This is a genomic window from Acidovorax sp. NN32 (assembly GCF_057597245.1).
This window is the reverse complement of the sequence record NZ_CP199679.1, coordinates 688,428-701,981: the sequence shown is the minus strand read 5'-3', so window position 1 is coordinate 701,981 and position 13,554 is coordinate 688,428. Positions and strand designations below refer to the sequence as shown.

At 67.5% G+C, this 13,554-nt stretch carries 12 protein-coding genes; 9 read left to right on the top strand and 3 right to left on the bottom strand.

Annotation, left to right across the window (positions count from 1 at the left end):
* Positions 1-27 precede the first annotated feature (27 nt).
* Complete coding sequence (locus ACT89O_RS03295; RefSeq protein ID WP_056745575.1) at positions 28-963, top strand: ATP-binding cassette domain-containing protein; 936 nt, start codon at positions 28-30, stop codon at positions 961-963.
* Here the strand turns inward: ACT89O_RS03295 and ACT89O_RS03290 are convergent.
* Complete coding sequence (locus tag ACT89O_RS03290; protein ID WP_487261810.1) at positions 938-3,349, bottom strand: putative bifunctional diguanylate cyclase/phosphodiesterase; 2,412 nt, start codon at positions 3,347-3,349, stop codon at positions 938-940. The two genes, ACT89O_RS03295 and ACT89O_RS03290, sit on opposite strands and share 26 nt — an antisense overlap.
* 63 nt (positions 3,350-3,412) lie before the next feature.
* Positions 3,413-4,615: a formate-dependent phosphoribosylglycinamide formyltransferase gene (purT, locus tag ACT89O_RS03285; RefSeq protein WP_487261809.1), complete on the bottom strand. Its 1,203-nt coding sequence runs from the start codon at positions 4,613-4,615 to the stop codon at positions 3,413-3,415.
* 108 nt (positions 4,616-4,723) lie between these two features.
* Between purT and ACT89O_RS03280 the strand changes: the two genes are divergently transcribed.
* The 8 genes from ACT89O_RS03280 to ACT89O_RS03245 all read left to right on the top strand — a co-directional run bounded on the left by ACT89O_RS03280 (position 4,724) and on the right by ACT89O_RS03245 (position 12,831).
* The gene (locus ACT89O_RS03280; RefSeq protein WP_487261808.1) at positions 4,724-6,349 is read left to right on the top strand and encodes a sigma-54 interaction domain-containing protein; all 1,626 of its coding nucleotides are present in this window, start codon (positions 4,724-4,726) and stop codon (positions 6,347-6,349) included.
* Between the two features lie 234 nt (positions 6,350-6,583).
* Positions 6,584-7,495: a sulfurtransferase gene (locus tag ACT89O_RS03275; RefSeq protein ID WP_228897485.1), complete on the top strand. Its 912-nt coding sequence runs from the start codon at positions 6,584-6,586 to the stop codon at positions 7,493-7,495.
* A gap of 86 nt (positions 7,496-7,581) precedes the next feature.
* The gene (locus ACT89O_RS03270) at positions 7,582-8,151 is read left to right on the top strand and encodes an OsmC family protein (protein WP_008905298.1); all 570 of its coding nucleotides are present in this window, start codon (positions 7,582-7,584) and stop codon (positions 8,149-8,151) included.
* Between the two features lie 43 nt (positions 8,152-8,194).
* Positions 8,195-9,352 carry an acyl-CoA dehydrogenase family protein gene (locus ACT89O_RS03265; RefSeq protein ID WP_487261807.1) on the top strand — a complete coding sequence of 386 codons (1,158 nt, stop codon included), beginning with the start codon at positions 8,195-8,197 and terminating at the stop codon, positions 9,350-9,352.
* On the top strand, positions 9,349-10,674 hold the full coding sequence (locus ACT89O_RS03260) for an FAD-dependent oxidoreductase (protein WP_487261806.1): 1,326 nt from the start codon (positions 9,349-9,351) through the stop codon (positions 10,672-10,674). Before ACT89O_RS03265 ends, ACT89O_RS03260 begins: the two co-directional genes overlap by 4 nt.
* Before the next feature lie 137 nt (positions 10,675-10,811).
* On the top strand, positions 10,812-11,390 hold the full coding sequence (locus ACT89O_RS03255) for a DUF3455 domain-containing protein (protein ID WP_487261805.1): 579 nt from the start codon (positions 10,812-10,814) through the stop codon (positions 11,388-11,390).
* 107 nt (positions 11,391-11,497) lie between these two features.
* Positions 11,498-12,064 carry a sigma-70 family RNA polymerase sigma factor gene (locus ACT89O_RS03250; RefSeq protein ID WP_487261804.1) on the top strand — a complete coding sequence of 189 codons (567 nt, stop codon included), beginning with the start codon at positions 11,498-11,500 and terminating at the stop codon, positions 12,062-12,064.
* Positions 12,061-12,831: an anti-sigma factor gene (locus ACT89O_RS03245; protein ID WP_487261803.1), complete on the top strand. Its 771-nt coding sequence runs from the start codon at positions 12,061-12,063 to the stop codon at positions 12,829-12,831. The genes ACT89O_RS03250 and ACT89O_RS03245 overlap by 4 nt, the downstream gene beginning before the upstream one ends.
* 196 nt (positions 12,832-13,027) lie before the next feature.
* Here the strand turns inward: ACT89O_RS03245 and cynS are convergent, their stop codons facing one another.
* Positions 13,028-13,471, bottom strand: coding sequence for a cyanase (cynS, locus tag ACT89O_RS03240; protein ID WP_008905293.1), 444 nt, complete (start codon positions 13,469-13,471; stop codon positions 13,028-13,030).
* Positions 13,472-13,554: the final 83 nt, after the last annotated feature.

Below are 13,554 nucleotides of genomic sequence, written 5' to 3'. Positions count from 1 at the left end.
GACGCACTCGTCGCACACAATCCCTCCATGACCGCACTTTTTGAAGCCCTGCACCTGCGCAAACGTTATGGCGAGACCACGGTGGTGGACGACGTGTCCTTCGCCATTGCTCCCGGCGAATGCCTGGGGGTCATCGGCCCCAACGGCGCGGGCAAGACCACCACCATCCGCATGTGCCTGGGCCTGGCGTCGCCAGACGGGGGCGAAGTGCATTTCACGCCCCAGCCCGGCACGGCCCCGCTGCTGATGCCCCGCGATGCGCTGGCCATCAAGGCGCAGCTGGGTGTGGTCACGCAGTTTGACACCCTCGACCCGGACTTCACCTGCGCCGAAAACCTGCGCGTATTCGGCCGCTACTTCGGCCTGAAGGGCCCGGTGATGGACGAGCGTGTGCCCCAGTTGCTGGAGTTCGCGGCCCTCACCCACAAGGCCGACGCCAAGCCGGGCGAGCTGTCGGGCGGCATGAAGCGGCGCCTCTCGCTGGCGCGCGCGCTGGTCAACAACCCGCGCCTGCTGCTGCTGGACGAGCCCACCACCGGCCTGGACCCGCAAGCCCGCCACCTGATGTGGGAGCGGCTGCAACTGCTGCTGCAGCAAGGCAAGTCGATCCTGCTGACCACCCACTTCATGGACGAGGCCGAGCGCCTGTGCTCGCGCCTGCTGGTGCTGGACCACGGCCGCAAGATTGCCGAAGGCCGCCCGCGCGAACTGATCGCCCAGCACCTGGAGCCGGATGTGGTGGAGGTGTTCGGCGTGGGGGCCGTCCAGATGGCCGAAGACACCGCGCTGCGCGCCCTGGCCGCCCGCGTGGAAATCAGCGGCGAGACCGTGTTTTTCTACACCCAGAACGCCCAGCCACTGCTGCAGGCCTTGGCCGCACACGGCCACCTGCGCACGCTGCACCGGCCAGCCAATCTGGAAGACCTGTTCCTCAAGCTCACGGGGCGGCAGATCCGGGAATAGGGCCGGCGGAACGGCCTGCCACCCGCCCCTGCCACCAGCCTTCGAGGGCTTGCGGTCCGCAAGGCTGCGAGAACAGATAGCCCTGCAGTTCGTCGCACCCCAGCCGGGTCAGCCACTGTGCCTGATGCTCGGTTTCCACGCCCTCGGCCACCGTGCGCAGGCCCAACTTTTGCGCCAGGGCCACGATGGCGTCCACCAGTGCTTCGCCCCGGTCATTGCTCCCCAGGTCGCTGACGAAAGAGCGGTCGATCTTGAGCTTGCGCACCGGAAACCGCTTGAGCTGGCTCAGTGACGAATAGCCGGTGCCGAAGTCGTCGATGGCCAGCTGCACCCCCAGCGCGGTGAGGCGCTGCATGGTCTGCAGGGCCTCCTCCCCGGGCTCCATGATCGAGCTTTCAGTGATCTCCAATTGCAGCAACCGGGGTGGGCACCCGGTGCTTTGCAGGGCGCGGGCCACCACCTGGTCCAGCTCGGGCTCCTGAAACTGACGGGCCGAGAGATTCACCGCCACCGGGATCTCCCCCCAACCGGCATCCAGCCACCGGCGTGCCTGCGCGCAGGCCTCGTTCAGCACCCATTCGCCCAGGGGCACGATCAGCCCCGTTTCTTCCGCAATGCCGATGAACTGCAGCGGAGACACCAGCCCACGCTCCGGGTCCGCCCACCGCACCAGCGCCTCCACCGACGACACGCGCCCCGTCCGCGCATCCATGATGGGCTGATAGTGCAGGCGCAGCCCGTCGTGCTCGATGGCATGGCGCAGGCCCGCCTCCACCCGCAGGCGCTCCGTCAACACCTCCGTCATGTGCGGGCTGAAGAAAGCCAGCCGATTCCCACCCAGGTCCTTGGCGTCGTACATGGCCACGTCTGCATTGCGCAACAACAGGTCGCCAGAGTCCCCATCCTGCGGGAAGACCGCAATGCCCAGGCTGGTGCCCAGCAACCAGCTGGACGTGCCGGTCTCCACAGGCAGGGTCAGCGCCCGCACAATGCGCCGCGCCATGGGCTCCACCACCGCCGGGTCCGGCAGGTCGGGCAGCACCACCACAAACTCATCCCCACCCGGCCGGGCCACCACATCGCCAGGACGCACACAACCCTGCAACCTGGCCGCCACCTCCTTGAGCAAGGCATCGCCCCGGGCATGGCCCAGGCTGTCATTCACCCCTTTGAACCGGTCCAGGTCCATGGCCAGAACGGCCACGCAGTGGCCCTGCTCCCGCGCCCGGTCCAACGCTGCGTCCAGCCGCTCCGTGAGGCTGTAGCGGTTGGCCAAGTCGGTCAGGGGGTCTCGCCGCGCCTGGCGCTCCAGCGTCTCCCTGTGCAGCGCGATGGACTGCTGCTGGCGCAGCAGGGACTCCGCCATCCGGTCCAGTGCCCGGGCCACCTGCCCCAGCTCTCCCGGTGGATAGGGTGTACCAATGGGTTCGGCGTAGTTGCCAGCATCCATGCGGCCAATGGCACGTATGGCGCGCATGGCATGGCGGCGCACTGCAAATTCCACCAACAGAAAAGCAGCAACGAACACGATGACCGCCAGCGCCAGCACCCCCAGCAGTGCGCGCCGGAACTGGCGCTCCACCGGGCCACGCAGGTCGTCCTCGGGCACGGCCAGGGCCAGACGCAGATCCGAGCCCTGTGCGCGCGGCAACTGGGCGCGCACCCAGACGCGACGCACGCCATCGGCCCCCTCCATCACGGCATGCCCTTCGACTGCTTGCAACATGAAAGTGCGTTCGGCGTCCCCCAGGGTCAGCGGCGCCACCTCCGGCCGCCGGAAGTCCATGACCACCGAACCGTCGGCATTCCATACCTGCAGATGCATACGCTCATAGCGCTGTGCATGCACTGTGGCCTGCCCGTAGTCCTGCATGTCGAGCGAGGCCAGCAGGATGAAGCGCAACGCGCCTCCCGCATCGCGCACCGGATACGCCACCTGCAGCACCCCCTTGCCCGTCAGGCGGCCTATGACCGCTTCCAGCACCGGCCCGGAGGCTGTCAGCGCACGCTGAAAGTAACTGCGGTCCCGGAGGTCCAGCGTACGGCCACTGCGCAGCGAATCACAGAACAGGGAGCCATCGGGCTGGATGGTGAGGATGCCGGTGTACTGAGGATGTTCCTTGAGGACATCTGCCAGGAAATCAGAGCAGGCGGCCTTGTCGCCCGCTGCCAGCAGGGGGACGCGCCCAAGGCCAAACAGGAGTTGCCCGGTACCAGCGATCTTGTCGTCCAGGTCGCTGGCAATGATGCCTGCCCGGGCCACCAGCCGGTCGCGCGCCTGTCCGGTGGTGGTCACCCGGAACTCCAGCAGCAGCCACACCAGGGCCGGCACAGGCAACAAAGAGGCTGCCAGTACCAGCCACAGGATCCGCGCACTCAGGCTCACAGGGGGTTCTCCTTCAGAAGCGCCGTCGTCGCACCGGCCCGCCGCAACTGCGGCCGCAGACTATCAGGCCACGCGGGGCCTGACCTTGCTCGCCGCCAGCTTGGCGTTCGCACGCGCCGTGTCCACATTCTCAGCCCGCGCCAGCGCGACGCCCATGCGGCGCTTTACAAAACTCTCGGGCTTGCCGAACAGGCGCAGATCGGTGCCGGGCACGCGCAGGGCTTCTTCCACGCCGTCGAACACGATGCCCTGGGCTTCCACACCGCCGTAGATGACGGCACTGGCGCCGGGGTTGCGCAGACTGGTGTCCACAGGCAGGCCCAGGATGGCGCGGGCGTGCAGCTCAAACTCGCTCTGGTGCTGGGTGCACAGCGTGACCAGGCCCGTGTCGTGCGGGCGGGGGCTCACCTCGCTAAACCACACGTTCTCGCCTTTCACGAACAGCTCCACGCCAAACAACCCCTGGCCGCCCAGGTTGTCGGTGACGGCCTTGGCGATCTGGCGCGACTTCTCGAGTGCGGCCGGGTGCATGGGGTGGGGCTGCCAGCTTTCCACATAATCGCCACTCACTTGCACATGGCCGATGGGGTCGCAGAAGCTGGTGGTGATTTGGCCGTCGGTGCCCACCGACCGCACAGTGAGCTGGGTGATCTCGTAGTCAAAGTCGATGAAGCCCTCGATGATCACGCGGCCGTGGCTCACGCGGCCACCGGCCATGGCGTAGTCCCAGGCCTTCTTCACGTCGTCTGGGCCGTCGATCTTGCTCTGGCCCTTGCCCGAGCTGCTCATCACGGGCTTGACGATGCAGGGGTAGCCGATGCCTGCATCAATCGCGGCCTGCAGTTCTTCCAGCGAATTGCAGAATTTGTAAGGGCTGGTGGGCAGGCCCAGCGTCTCGGCAGCCAGCACGCGGATGCCTTCGCGGTCCATGGTCAGGCGCGCGGCGCGGGCGGTGGGGATCACGCGCACGGTGCCCGCGGCTTCCAGCTCTTCGAGCATGGGGGTGGCGATGGCTTCGATCTCGGGCACCACCAGGTGGGGCCGTTCGGCTTCGATCAGGGCCTTGAGCTGGGCCGGGTCGCTCATGGTGATGGTGCGCGCGTGGTGGGCCACTTGCTGGCCGGGGGCGTTGTCGTAGCGGTCCACGGCAATGGTTTCCACCCCCAGGCGCTGCAGCGCGATCAGCACCTCCTTGCCCAGCTCGCCCGAGCCCAGCAGCATGACTTTGGTGGCATGGGGGGACAGAGGGGTTCCGAGGGTGGTCATGGTGGGGGCTTTCGAGAAGGTGAAAAAGTCGGTAAATGGCGGGACGCAGGCGACTTTAATGCACCCGGGCGCAGAACTTGCAATCGCCCTGACATGCCCCCACCGCCCATGCCCTCCCCTTCCAGCACGGCCCGCTCGCACAGCCCCACCGACTGGCACGCCCAGGAGCTGCTGCTGATGCGCGAGGTGATGCGCCTCATCGGCCGCAGCCTGGCGCCCGGCCTGGTGCTGCGCGAGATGCTGCACCTGATGAGCGAGCTGCTCGGCCTGAACCGGGGGCGCATCGTGCTGGTGGACGGTGCCACCCCTGAAGCAGGAGCACCCCGCACCGCCTCCATCCAGCACGCCTACGGCCTCACCCAGGCCGAGGTGGCGCGGGGCCGCTATGCCTGGGGCGAGGGCATCACGGGCCGCGTGCTGGCCACGGGGCAGCCAGCCATCGTGCAGGACATCGACGCCGAACCGCTGTTCCTGGGCCGCGTGGTGGCGCGCCACCAGCTGCCGCCCGAGACAGTGGCCTTCATCGCCCTGCCGATCGAGGTCAACAACGCGCCCATCGGCGTGCTGGCCTGCCACCGCATCCGCAGCCGCCAGCGCCACCTGAACGACGACCTGGCCGTGCTGCGCGTGCTGGCCACGCTGGTGGGGCAGCTGCTGCAGCTCGAAGCCCTGGTGGCCGACCAGACGCGGCAGCTGGAGGCGCGCAATGCCGTGCTGGCCAACGCGCTCAACACCAAAAGCGCGCGCTACGGGCTCATTGGCAGTTCGCCACCGCTGCTGCAGGCGTTGAGCGAGCTGGAGCGCGTGTCGCAAACCCAGGCCACCGTGCTGCTGCTGGGCCAGTCGGGCACGGGCAAGGAGCTGTTCGCACGCGCCGTGCACCTGGCCAGCGGGCGGCGCGACCGGCCCTTCATCAAGGTCAACTGCTCGGCCATTCCGGACGCGCTGTTCGAATCCGAACTGTTTGGCTACGAGAAAGGCGCGTTCACCGGCGCCAGCACAGCCCGCGCGGGCTGGTTTGAGCAGGCTGACAGCGGCACCATCTTTCTTGATGAGATTGGCGAGCTGCCGCTGGCCCTGCAGTCCAAGCTGCTGCGCACGCTGCAGGAGGGCACGCTGGTGCGCCTGGGCGGGCAGCGCGAGGTCAAGGTCAACGTGCGCCTGGTGGCGGCCACCCACCGCGACCTGGCGGCCGATGTGGAGGCCGGCCGCTTTCGGCAGGACCTGTACTACCGCCTGCACGTGATTCCGATCCATCTGCCCTCGCTGGCCGAGCGGCGTGAAGACATCCGCGCGCTGGCGCTGCACTTTGTGAGCCGCGCCAACCAGGCGCACCAGCGCAACGTGAACCTCTCGCCCGACGCGCTGGCGCGGCTGGAAGAACACCCCTGGCCCGGCAACATCCGCGAGCTGGGCAATGTGATCGAACGCCTGGTGCTGCTGACCAATGACACGCTGGTAACGCGTGGCGAGCTGGACCGGTTTCTGCCCGCTGCGGCTGTGGTTTTGCCACCCGCACCGGCGCCCGTTCAGCAGATTCAGGCCGAGATGCCGTCTACCCCTATCGCCGCAGCACCGCTGGTGCGCGACTACGCCTCGGCCCAGTCCCACAGCGTTCAGGTGCTGCAGGCCGCGCTGGTCGAACACCACGGCAACCAGTCGCGCGCGGCGCAGAGCCTGGGGTTGACGCTGCGGCAGTTCGCTTACCGGCTGCGCAAAGCAGGCTTGAAGTGACGCCCAACACTGTGTCAACAATTTGTAGACACAGTGTTCAGCGTCCGCGTTGGACAGGCTGCGCTCTGGTGATAGTCGGCACAAAATACTATCAAATCAATAGCTTCCAGCGCTTTACCAATCAGCGCTAGCAGCCTATTTCATTCAAATTTCTTTGCATTCACAAGCTCTGGCACACCTGTTGCAATAAGGAGGAAAGGCATCCCGCCCACCTCCGCATCGAAAGGTTTTGTCATGAGCACCCCTACCGCATCCGCCTCCGACGCCGTCCTCATCTCGCCCACCCAGTTGTTGGCCCTGCAAGCCGCAGAGCCTGTGGTGCTGATCGACACCCGCGACGCCGACACCTATGCGCTGGGGCACATCCCCGGCGCGGTGAACCTGCGCGAGACCTTCACGTATCTCGCCACCTCCACGCCCCAGGGGCTGCAGGAACTGAAAGACACCTTTGCCGCGCACCTGGGCGCCATCGGCCTGTCGGGCGCCGAGACGGCCGTGTTCTATGAAGACGCGCTCAACAGCGGCTACGGCCAGTCGTGCCGGGGCTACTACCTGCTGACCTGGCTGGGCTACCCCAAGGTCAAGGTACTCAATGGCGGCTACTCGGCCTGGAAGGCGGCAGAGCTGCCCACGTCCACCGAGGCCGTGGTGCCCACACCCGCCATCTTCCCCACCCAGCTGGCCACCACCGACGTGATGCTGACCAAGGAGGATGTGATCGAGGCCCTGGGCACCGACACCGTGCTGCTGGACGTGCGCGATGTGGACGAGTGGATTGGCGACAGCTCCAGCCCTTATGGCAAGGACTTTGCGCCGCGAAAAGGCCGCCTGCCCGGTGCCAAGTGGCTGGAGTGGTACCGCTTCATGAAGCCCTCGCCCCAAGGCCCGGTGTTCAAGTCGCCCGACGAAGTGCGCGCTGAATGCGCCACGGCGGGCATCAGCCCTGCGGACACGGTGTATCTGTACTGTTTTAAAGGCGCGCGTGCGTCCAACACCTTCCTCGCGCTCAAGCAGGCGGGCTTTGCCGATGTGCGCATGTACTTCGGCTCGTGGAACGAATGGTCGCGCGACGACAAGCTGCCGATTGAAAGCGGGCTGCCGCTAGTCAAGTTCCCCAAAAAGCCTGCGCTGGCGCTGGCGGCCTGAGCCCTGTGCGTTGTTGCAGCGGGCGTGGCCCGCTGCGAACCCTGTCCTTCTTTTTTGCATTCCCTTCTCTTTCTCCAAGGAACACCATGTCCACCGATCTGCTGGAACCATCTGCCCCCGTCACCACCGTGCACACGCACCTGCGCCCCATCGACCGCGACGGGCTGATGGCCTTTGCCGACAAGGGCCGCAACAACCCTGCCAGCCGGGGTACCAACAAGGTCCATACGGTGATGGAGGGGCAGTACCGCTCGCTGAGCTATGTGGGCAACCATGCGCCGGTGGTGGTGGACGAGCCTCTGCACCTGTTCGGTCAGGACACGGCACCTGCGCCCGGCGAGATCGTGCTGTCGGGCCTGGGCGGCTGCCTGGCCGTGGGCATCACGGCCGTGGCCACCTGGAAGCAGGTCAAGCTCAGCAAGATCGAGGTCTTCATGGAAGGCGACATCGGCAACCCCGCCGCCTGGGGTGCGGGTGGCGCATTGCAGAAGACGCCGCCGGAGATGGGCTTTCAGGCGATCCGCGTGAAGGTGCTGGTGGAGGGCGATGCACCGCGCGAGGTACTGGACGAGATCGTGCAGCACGCCAACTTCTACTCGCCCGTGGCCAACAGCATGCGCAACCCCATCCCCTTCGAGATCAGCCTCGCGGACTAAACAGCCCCGCAACCGAGCCCGCCCTGCGCACCCAAGGAGCCCCATGAATCCCGCCGACCTCCCCCCCCAACTCAACCTGGACGGCGCCCTGCGGGGCGATGCGCTGCTGGCCGCCGTGCGCGAGATTGCCCAGGGCCCGCTGGCCGCGCAGGTGGAGGCGATTGACCGCACCGGCTACTACCCCTGCGCCGAGCTGCAGCAGCTGGCCGCCGTGGGCGCGATGAGCGCGCACCTGGACAGCACGGCCGGCCCGGCCGACTACGGCCTGGCCATCCGCGCCATGGCCGAGGCCTCGCGCGTGTGCGGCGCTACCGGCTTCATGATGTGGTGCCAGGCGGTGTGTGGGCTGTACCTGCAGCAGTCGGGCAACCCCGCGCTGATGGGCGATGTGCTGCAGCGCCACGCCAGCGGCGCAGGCAGGGGCGGCACGGCGCTGTCCAACCCCATGAAGAGCTACGCGCAGATCGAAAGCCTGCTGCTCAAGGCCACGCCGGTGGAGGGCGGCTACCTCGTCAACGGCACCCTGCCCTGGGTGAGCAACCTGGGGCCCGACCACTACTGCGGCGCGATTGCGGCGGTGGTGGAGGCCGACGGTGCGGCCAGCCAGCGCGAGGTGATGTTCCTGCTGCGCTGCGACGCACCGGGCGTGGAGATGCGCGAATGCCCCAGCTTCTCCGCCATGGAGGGCACGGGCACCTATGCGCTGCGGCTCAATGACCATTTCATCGGCACGGCCGACACCATGGCCGACCCCACCCGGCCTTTCATCGCCCGCATCCGCGCTGCGTTTGTGATGCTGCAATGTGGCATGGCCGTGGGCATCACCCAGGGCGCCATCGACTCGATGTGGGCGGTGGAGGCCCAACTGGGCCATGTCAACCAGTTCCTGGAAGACCGGCCCGACGCGCTGCAGGCCGAACTGGATGCACTGACTGCACGCGTCATGCAACTGGCCCAGACCCCGTTCGACACGAGCACCGACTTCTTCATCGACGTGCTGGACGCCCGTGCCCATGGCGCGGAGCTGTGCCTGCGCGCCGCCCAGTCGGCCCTGATGCACCAGGGCGCGCGCGGCTACCTGATGAGCTCGGACGTACAGCGGCGCGTGCGCGAGTCGCACTTTGTGGCCATCGTCACGCCCGCCATCAAGCACCTGCGCAAGGAGATCGCCCGGCTCAGCACCGAGGAGATGCCTGCATGACGCCCGCCTTCCCCACCGCCACCACGCCGTCGGTTGCCTCCGAGTTCGTGTTGAGCGCGGCATCGCAGGCGCTGTGCGATGCGTTTGCCGACGCGGCCCCCCAGGCGCCCTGGCAAAGCTACATCTGCAACGCCTGCGGCTACGTCTACCACGAGGCCGACGGCGACCCCGATGGCGGCCTGCCGCCCGGCACGCGGCTGGCGGACATACCCGAGGACTGGGCCTGCCCCTTGTGCGGCGTGACCAAGGCCGATTTTTCTCCGTGCGAAGCCCCCACGCTGGAGGCGCTGCGGGCGCAGGCCAGCGCAGCGCCAGCCGCCTCCCTGCGCGTGCGTGGCGAGCCGGGAGTGGTCATCGTCGGCGCGGGCCGTGCAGGCTGGCAACTGGCCGAAACCCTGCGCCAACACAGCGCCACGCTGCCCATCACCCTGGTGACGGCCTGCGCGGGCGACCGGTACGACAAGCCTTTGCTGTCGGTGGCCATGGCGCGCCAGCTGGACCCGCTGGCCCTGGTGTCCGAAACCGGTCGCGATGCGGCGCACCGCCTGGGCGTCACCCTGCTGGCCCACACCCATGCCGTGCGCATCTGCGCCGACACCCACCAACTGCGCACCACGCGGGGCGTGCTGCGCTACGGCCACCTGGTGCTGGCCCACGGTGCGCAGGCCGCCTTGCCTCCGGGCTTGCCCGCCAGCCTGTGCTGGCGCATCAACCACCTGGACGCCTACCAGCGCCTGCGCCAGCACCTGGGCGACCAGCCCAAGGACGTGCTCATCATCGGCGCGGGCCTGGTCGGCAGTGAGCTGGCCAACGACCTGGCCCTGGGCGGCCACCACATCACGCTGCTGGACACGGCCACCGAGCCGCTGGCGCGCTGGCACGACCAGCAGGCGGGCCCGCAGCTGCTGGACGCCTGGAAAGACCTGTCCATCCGCTTTGAAGGCGGTCTGCAGGTGGAGCAGGTGGAACGCGTGGGCTCGCGCTACCGCGTCTCCACCACCAGCGGGCGGCGTTTTGCGGCGGACGAAGTGGTGGTGGCTGCAGGCCTGCTGCCCCCCCACCGCCTGGCGCAGAGTGCAGGGCTTGACTGGACCCATGGCATTGCGGTGGACGCAGGCACGCTGCAAACCAGCGTATCCCGCATCCATGCACTGGGCGATTGCATCAGCATCGACGGGCAGTGCAGCCGCTACATCGAACCGATTGCCCGGCAGGCGCGCACGCTGGCGGCCGCCATCCTGGGTCAACCGGTGGCCCCCTATGAGCACCGGGCGGCCGTGGTGCGGGTCAAGACCACCACCCGGCCACTGACCCTGCATTGAGGCAGCCTCGGGCCCGGGCTGGCACCGGCAAAAAATTTTTGGCATCCACTGCATCCAAACGGCGTTTTCGTGGGTAGTACCTACAGCAGCGCATCTTGTTGCTGCTGTCCTATCAACCCACAGACCAGAGAAACGCCATGACCATCCACACGTCCCCCATCTCCCGCCTGCTCCCCCTGACGGGCGCCATTGCCGCCGCCGTGCTGCTGAGCGCCTGCGGTTCGATGATGTCGTCGTCCTCCAAATCCATGTATTCGCAGGACAGCCTGCCCGACAGCATCAAGGTGCCGGCTGGCAACAAGGTGGCGATGGAAACCGTGGGCGTGGGCGAGATCACCTACGAATGCCGCGACAAGGCCAACATGCCCGGCCAGACCGAATGGGTGTTCGTGGGCCCCAAGGCCGTGCTGAATGACCGCAGCGGCAAACAAGTGGGCACCTACTACGGCCCGCCGGCCACCTGGGAGTCGAGCGATGGGTCCAAGCTGACAGCCACCCAGCTGGCCGTGGCGCCCTCGGGCACGGGTAACCTGCCCTACCAGCTCGTCAAGGCCAACCCCGCCATGGGTTCGGGCGCCATGACCGGCGTGACCTTCATCCAGCGCGTGGCCTTGAAGGGTGGCGTGGCACCCGCTGCTGCCTGCACCACCGCCCACAAGGGCGAGCGCCAGATCGTGAAGTACCAGGCCGACTACATCTTCTGGAAGGCCGCGTAAACCACGCACACGCAATCCCCTGCCCAGCGGGGGCTACCGCCAGGCTGTGGCGGGTTTGCGGCTACGATGCGCCCACTCTTTAGACTAGGCCCCGCTGCCTGCACACCGTGCCCGACACCCCTGGCGATTTTGACTACGAAGCCGCTCTGGCCGCCTGCGCAGCGGGCGACCGGCAGGCCATGCACCGCCTGTACCAACAGGAGGGCGCGCGGCTACTGGGCGTTGCGCTGCGCATCGTGCGCCAGCGGGCCCTGGCCGAGGACATCGTGCACGATGCCTGCGTGAACATCTGGACCCGCGCCGCCAGCTACGACCTGCGCCGGGGCAGCGCACGCGGCTGGATCTACAGCGTGGTGCGCAATCTGGCCCTGAACGCCGTTCGCGACGCGGGCCGCCACGTTGATGTGGACGACACCACCAAACAAGCCCTGGAGGCCGACATGTCTGTGCAGGCCCACCATGAGGTCGAGGAAACCTTTGCGCTGAACGCCAGCCTGGGCCGCCTGCAGCATTGCCTGGAGGCCCTGGACCCCGCGCGCCGCAACTGCGTGCTGCACGCCTATGTGGACGGCTGCTCGCATGGCGAAATTGCGGAGCGCCTCGGCGCCCCGCTGGGCACCGTCAAGGCGTGGATCCGGCGCAGCCTGGTTTCGCTGCGGGAGTGCATGGCATGACCGACGTGCGCAACACACCGTCCACCCCCTCGCCGGAAGACCTGAGCGTGCTGGCTGGCGAGTACGTGCTGGGCACCCTGCCCGCTGCCGAACGCCAGTCCGTGCAGCAACGTCTGCACGGTGACCAAGCACTGCAACAGGCGGTGGCCGAGTGGGAAGCCCGCCTGCTGCCGCTGACCCAGCTGGCAGAGCCCATTGCACCGCCCGCCGCCTTGTGGGCGCGCATCGACCAGTCGCTGCAGGCCACCAGCGCACAGCCGGCTGCGACGTCCGTTACCTCCCAACCCCGCGCAAAAACCGAGCGCAAGCCATCCGTGCGCTGGTGGGACCACCTGGGCCTGTGGCGTGCCCTCGCCGGCTCGGGCTTTGCCATGGCAGCGGTGCTCGCGGCAGTGCTCGTCACCCGCACCGCCCCAGTGGCCGCGCCGCCGCAGTTCATGGTGGTGCTGGTCGCGCCGCATGACAAGGCCCCGGGCTGGGTGGTGCAGGCCAGCTCGCCCCGGGAGATCAGCCTGATTCCGCTGGGTATGGCCGAAGTACCGGCCGACAAGGCCCTGGAGTTCTGGACCAAGGCCGACGGCTGGAGCGGCCCCGTATCGCTGGGCCTGGTGCAGCCCGGTCAGCCCCTGCAGATCCCGCTGGACAAGCTGCCGCCGCTGCAGCCCAACCAGTTGTTCGAGCTGACGCTGGAACCGCCCACGGGCTCGCCGATTGGCAAGCCCACGGGGCCCATCCAGTTCATCGGCCGGGCGGTCAAGGTGCTCTGACCGTCTTGGTTACCCCACTCGGTGCGATGCCTAGACCCACGCCGGCATAACGAGCACGGCCTATACCTGCGACCGCCGCGCAAGGGCCGCCAAGCCGCACAGGCGGCGCTTCGCTGGCGGGCGCTGGCGGTGTCCCCCTTCCCGAATTGCGCAGCAATTCGAGAGAAAGGGGGAAGGCGCGAAGCGACTCAGGGGGTTAGTACTGTTTATACGGCAGGAACTTGCCGGACAGGACCACGTTGACACGGTCGCCATTGGGGTTGGCTTCGCGCTGGATGTCCATGCTGAAGTCGATGGCGCTCATGATGCCGTCGCCAAACTCTTCGTGGATCAGCTCCTTGATGGTGGTGCCGTACACACTCACCACCTCGTACCAGCGGTAGATCAGCGGATCGGTGGGCACGGGCGTGGGCAGCGAGCCCTTGTAGGGCACCACCTGCAGCCACTTCTGCTCTTCGGCCGTGAGGCCGAAGATCTTGCCCACGATCTTGGCCTGCTCGGGCGTGGCCGTCATCTGGCCCAGGCACAGGGCCGTGGTCCATTCCTTGGACTGGCCGACCTTCTTGGCAATGGCCTCCCATTGCAGGCCCTTGGCGACCTTGGTGCTGATGATCTTTTCGGTAACGTCGTTGCGGTTCATGGTGATGGCTCCTTCGGTGGGATGGGTTTTGGAACAGGGAACAGGAACTTCAGGGTGCAGCACTCCCTGCCCCCCCAAGGGGC

Excerpts from the sequence above, each read along its gene's own strand:
- purT (WP_487261809.1), bottom strand. The coding sequence starts at position 4,615 with ATGACCACCCTCGGAACCCCTCTGTCCCCCCATGCCACCAAAGTCATG.
- ACT89O_RS03255 (WP_487261805.1), top strand. The coding sequence starts at position 10,812 with ATGACCATCCACACGTCCCCCATCTCCCGCCTGCTCCCCCTGACGGGC.
- ACT89O_RS03275 (WP_228897485.1), top strand. The coding sequence starts at position 6,584 with ATGAGCACCCCTACCGCATCCGCCTCCGACGCCGTCCTCATCTCGCCC.
- ACT89O_RS03260 (WP_487261806.1), top strand. The coding sequence starts at position 9,349 with ATGACGCCCGCCTTCCCCACCGCCACCACGCCGTCGGTTGCCTCCGAG.
- ACT89O_RS03280 (WP_487261808.1), top strand. The coding sequence starts at position 4,724 with ATGCCCTCCCCTTCCAGCACGGCCCGCTCGCACAGCCCCACCGACTGG.
- ACT89O_RS03295 (WP_056745575.1), top strand. The coding sequence starts at position 28 with ATGACCGCACTTTTTGAAGCCCTGCACCTGCGCAAACGTTATGGCGAG.
- ACT89O_RS03245 (WP_487261803.1), top strand. The coding sequence starts at position 12,061 with ATGACCGACGTGCGCAACACACCGTCCACCCCCTCGCCGGAAGACCTG.
- ACT89O_RS03265 (WP_487261807.1), top strand. The coding sequence starts at position 8,195 with ATGAATCCCGCCGACCTCCCCCCCCAACTCAACCTGGACGGCGCCCTG.
- cynS (WP_008905293.1), bottom strand. The coding sequence starts at position 13,471 with ATGAACCGCAACGACGTTACCGAAAAGATCATCAGCACCAAGGTCGCC.
- ACT89O_RS03270 (WP_008905298.1), top strand. The coding sequence starts at position 7,582 with ATGTCCACCGATCTGCTGGAACCATCTGCCCCCGTCACCACCGTGCAC.